Annotated in this window: 3 protein-coding genes; all 3 read right to left on the bottom strand. The window is 39.8% G+C overall.

Annotated elements, in window-relative coordinates:
• Positions 1-188: hypothetical protein (locus tag Q8907_13195; GenBank protein MDP4275226.1), on the bottom strand; the 188-nt coding region annotated here is incomplete at its 3' end.
• 142 nt (positions 189-330) lie between these two features.
• Complete coding sequence (locus Q8907_13190; protein MDP4275225.1) at positions 331-1,419, bottom strand: glycoside hydrolase family 76 protein; 1,089 nt, start codon at positions 1,417-1,419, stop codon at positions 331-333.
• 162 nt (positions 1,420-1,581) lie between these two features.
• Positions 1,582-4,236 carry a family 78 glycoside hydrolase catalytic domain gene (locus tag Q8907_13185; protein MDP4275224.1) on the bottom strand — a complete coding sequence of 885 codons (2,655 nt, stop codon included), beginning with the start codon at positions 4,234-4,236 and terminating at the stop codon, positions 1,582-1,584.
• Positions 4,237-4,456: the final 220 nt, after the last annotated feature.

Below are 4,456 nucleotides of genomic sequence, written 5' to 3'. Positions count from 1 at the left end.
GGCATCTGAGGGCCTAAAACGCAATTGCTGGCACGTGTACCTATAACCCCGATTTTGGTGTCCACGTAATCAACTACATTTTTTTGACCTGAGGAAGTTTTTGTTTGTTTCCCATATTTTTTATTTTGCGCAAAACAAAAGACTATTGGGAACAATAATAAAAAGGTAATAATTGGTTTTGGTGACATTTTCATTTTACCATTTGTTATTTCATTAAGGTTAATTTTAAAATGATGAAGATGTATCCGGCTCAAAAATGCAAAGTCAAACTTATAAATTTTTATTCTTTTTAGGGTTAACAAACACAAGGGTTCAACCAAAGTACAAAAATTATTTATTCAGGAATGAATTAGTTTTTTGTTCCAGTAATTGTAATCTTCCAAATATTTCAAGCATGGCCGACTGATCGATTAATCTTTTGGTTGCTTTTTTCCCTATTAGATTTTTTTCATCTTTTTCCTGTTGCCATACCCGTTCGGCATCAGCCATGAAGAACTGAAGCCTTTTTTTATCTTTTTCAACCTGGTACAATTCAACAAAACCCCGTAACAATACGGCATTAAACCAATAATCACCAGGGAGCTTGTTATTCACATAAAAATGTTTTTCTGCAGCAGCGGCTATCCTTTTGGCTTCTATTAAATACTTTTCCTGATGTAATATTTCATAAAGCAAAACATTCGATTGCAACATGGTACCGGTATTGTATGTATAAGTTGCCTTATTAACAGTAAGCTCCGGAATTTTTATTGCATCATAGTATACCCCTTCGGGGGAAAGTAAATATTTATTGACCCAACTGTATAACAAAAGGGCAGTATCCAGATACCCTTGTTGTTTAGTGCTTTTATATAATTGTAAGCACAACAAAATACCAGGGCCGTTGGAACAGGTATTTTTAGTTTTCTTATCCCCTTCGCGCCAATAAATACCGCCACCTGAAACAGTATCATAGCCCGTCATCATAAATTTGTAAATAGCCTGGGCCATTTTGAGGTATGTTTTCTTTTTTGTCCTGTGGTATACATCCATGGCAGCGATCCCAATCCATTGGTTGTCGTCATAATAACGGGTATCTGCTTCCTCTTTAGTCACCGAAGCCTGGTAAGCCGGTAACGGGGGATTTGAGTTATAATACTGATCAATGGCCTTCATTACAGGATTCAAATAATCTTTGCCAGGCTGCAAACGTTCCATCTCGTTGGCAGCCTGCATCAATGCGCACAAGGGCCAGAGATAGGAATATTTTTTTTCATTTTTGACCGCATTGGTCTCTTTATATAAGCCCGCCTGGGGAATGAAAAAATCACCAACGGTGGCCTTATATAACAAGCGGATATGATCATTGTAATTTGGATGTTGAGCCAAAAGCGGAACACATGCAAAAAATATGGCTAACGATACTATTCGTCTGTACATAATGAATGAATTTGAATTAAAACCATACAATTTCCTATTTAAAAAATCAACGTCCTGATTAATCAAATGTTACAAGAGGATAAAACAAAACACCTCAATAATTTCTAACTATTTGATTATCAGATATTTACAAATAAACCTGTACGGTTGGCTCATAATAATTTAAAAACTGGCAGAAGTTTGTCCGATTTCAAAATTATAAGTGCCAGCTTCCAGGGAAATAAAATCCTTTTCCTTAAAAGCCATTGGGCCCTCAGGTCCTTTGGCCGATTTAAGCTCAAAATGTTTGGGTATAATCAAGCTGGCAGTAGAATTTGCCGGTATGGTCACCGTATAGGACACTATTCCGGACTGTTTCTTCCATTTAGACAGAATGTTTCCAAAAGGAGATTGATGGGAAGCTTCAAAATAATCCAATCCTTCAGGAAAGTTAGGTTTCAAAATGATATTTTTAAATCCCGGTTTCTCCGGATCGGGATATATCCCACCCAGAGCTTTGTAATACCAGGCTCCTATTTCGCCAAACATAATATGATTAAGGGAGGCATCATTTTTAGCCCCTATTTTCCAATTTTCATATAAGGTAGTGGCCCCATTTTTAATCCACCAGCCCCAGGACGGGTAATCTTCCTGTGCTGCCACCTTATAAGCCACATCGGCATAACCATATTGGCTAAGCGCATTAAGAATAGACTTGGTTCCCAATAATCCGACATCCAGGTGAAAGCCATCAGCTTCCACCCGTTTTGCAAGGTTTGCAGCCACTTTTTCTTTCAATTCATCCGGAACTAAACCCCAAAATAAAGGAACACTTAATTCCGTCTGAGTACCCTGCCCATAGATACCCGTTTCCTTATTCAAATATTTTGCGTTGATAGCATCTTTTATTTTAGATGATAAAGCAGAATATTTTTCATAATCGGCTTGTTTTCCAAGCAGCTTTGCAGTTTGGGCCAGTATATTTGCATCCGTATAATAATAAACGGAGGAAGTAAACTCAACCGGGGATTTTGACTTAACAGGTACCCAGTCTCCCAGTCCCCACGAAGTAAGGCCATTAGGACTTAAGTCATTAATATGGTTCACATAACGAACTATATTGTCGTAACATGCAGCAAGTAATTTCGAATCGCCATAGAATAAATAAATATTCCAAGGGATAATGGCGATGGTACTGGTCCAGTCGGGACCGTTTGCCCAATGATATCCCCATCCGCTGGTAGGGATAATGGCAGGAAGAACCCCGTTGGGTTGTTGCTCATCGCGGTTGTCTGCAAGCCATTTCTCATAAATAGTAAGCCCGTCAAAATTATAAAGCCCGGTTTCAATGGCAGTGTGGGCATCTCCTGTCCAACCATTTTTTTCACGTTGTGGGCAATCGGTGGGATAACCAAACAAATTCGACAAATAAGAATTATTCGTTGCCCACCAGATTTTATTCAATGTAGGGTTGGAAGAGTTTATTTTTCCGGCAGGAGGCACATCACTGTGCATAAAGTATGCAGTTAAATTCTCTTTGTTTAGCTCAACAGGTTTACTGCTTGTAACCTCAACATAATGAAAACCCTTGTAATTAAAATGAGGAACGAATGTTTCCATTCCTTTGCCACCGGAAATAAAAATATCAGTCTGAAAAGGATCCGTATCATCCGTTGGACGATAATGGACATCAATATTGGACATATTTACCCGGCCATCATCATCCAAACGTTCCCCGTGTTTTAATCTAAAAATAGTCCCGGTCGGGCTGGCAACAGAAAATTGACTTACTCCAGCGATATTCCGGCCCAGGTCGAAAACATAAGTTGTATCATTGATCTTAATCACATTCTTAGTGGGTACTGTTTCAATTTTCCGGATAGGATATAAAATCTGAGCAACGATATGTGAGGAAGGCGCAGAACGAAGCGAAGCCGGCTTCCACGCGGAATCATCAAAGCTGGCCGTGTTCCATCCGGGCTGCTCCAACCGTGCATCATAATGTTCGCCCGTATAAATACTGTTTAAAACAATGGGGCTGGATGAAGTTTTCCAGCTGGCATCGGAAGTAAGTGTTTCAACAGACCCGTCATCATAAGTAACACGAAGATCCATGCAAAATGCAGGCCTTGCCCTCCAGGGCGCCTGGTGGAAATACCACACTGCAGTGGATTGAAGGTTATACCAGCCATTTCCTAATATTACGCCCAATGTATTTTTACCTATCTCAAGCCGGGAAGTTACATCATAAGTAACATACAATGTCCGGCGGTCAAAACGGGTAAACATAGGATCCAGGCAATGATTCCCTGCTTTTATCCCATTAACATAAAGCTCATACAGACCGGCCACAGCGATATAAGCCCTGGCCGATTTAATTTTCTTGTTGATATAGAAAACCTTTCTAAAATAGGGAGCAGGCCTGTAATCCTTATCCTGCCCATCCGAAATCCAGCTCCCTTTCCAGGTTCCATCAGGCATAAAACCTGTCTCAAAAGCAGCAACTGAAGATCTGACCGCTTTCTTATCCTTATCCCATATTTCTACACACCAATAATATCTGGTAAAGGATTGAAGCGCAGTTCCCCCATAAGCCACCAGCATCCGGTCCGATTTAATCTTTCCGGTATTCCATGCCTTGCCCACTCCTTTGAGCACTTCCAGGGAATCAGTACCCACTAAAATCCGGTATGCTTTCTGCTTTGCTCCCTGGCGAAGGTCGTTGATCTGCCATGATAATCTTGGATTCGGCGCATCTATTCCTAAAGGGCCCTCCATGTGCTCACACTGTAAATTTTCAATCGTTACAGGCAGCACAGTTCCTGCAAAACAACTCATACTACAGGAAAAAGCTAAAAACAAATATGCGTAAACTTTATACTTCATACATAATTATTTAATTAATTTTAAACAATCTATAAAACTTCATGTTTGCTATTTTACCTTTGTGTTTTATCCGCAAACATGAGCATTTTAATTTATAATGTCGAAAGGATCCGCACATGGCGGATTCTCCTATAGGAAACTCTATTCCTTATCATCCATATCTTTGTCCCGT

It is taken from the genome of Bacteroidota bacterium (genome assembly GCA_030706565.1).
Classification (GTDB): Bacteria; Bacteroidota; Bacteroidia; order Bacteroidales; family JAUZOH01; genus JAUZOH01.
Note: the sequence above shows the minus strand (reverse complement) of the source record. Positions and strands in the feature narration are given on the sequence as shown.

Coding starts and splice junctions, on each gene's coding strand:
- Q8907_13190 (MDP4275225.1), bottom strand. CDS start 1,419: ATGTACAGACGAATAGTATCGTTAGCCATATTTTTTGCATGTGTTCCG.
- Q8907_13185 (MDP4275224.1), bottom strand. CDS start 4,236: ATGAGTTGTTTTGCAGGAACTGTGCTGCCTGTAACGATTGAAAATTTA.